Source organism: Streptomyces lomondensis, from assembly GCF_014651035.1.
Taxonomy (GTDB): Bacteria; Actinomycetota; Actinomycetes; order Streptomycetales; family Streptomycetaceae; genus Streptomyces; species Streptomyces lomondensis.
On sequence record NZ_BMWC01000059.1, the window covers coordinates 1 to 506 of the forward strand.

1 rRNA gene is annotated in these 506 nt (G+C 55.9%); it reads right to left on the reverse strand.

Going from position 1 to position 506, the window contains the following annotated elements:
• A 23S ribosomal RNA gene (locus IE255_RS38940) occupies positions 1–506 on the reverse strand; the annotation flags it as partial.

Genomic DNA, 506 nt, shown 5'->3' on the forward strand with positions numbered 1-506 from the left:
TAGACCAGTGAGCTATTACGCACTCTTTCAAGGGTGGCTGCTTCTAAGCCAACCTCCTGGTTGTCTCTGCGACTCCACATCCTTTCCCACTTAGCGTACGCTTAGGGGCCTTAGTCGATGCTCTGGGCTGTTTCCCTCTCGACCATGGAGCTTATCCCCCACAGTCTCACTGCCGCGCTCTCACTTACCGGCATTCGGAGTTTGGCTAAGGTCAGTAACCCGGTAGGGCCCATCGCCTATCCAGTGCTCTACCTCCGGCAAGAAACACACGACGCTGCACCTAAATGCATTTCGGGGAGAACCAGCTATCACGGAGTTTGATTGGCCTTTCACCCCTAACCACAGGTCATCCCCCAGGTTTTCAACCCTGGTGGGTTCGGTCCTCCACGAAGTCTTACCTCCGCTTCAACCTGCCCATGGCTAGATCACTCCGCTTCGGGTCTTGAGCGCGCTACTGAATCGCCCTATTCGGACTCGCTTTCGCTACGGCTTCCCCACACGGGTTA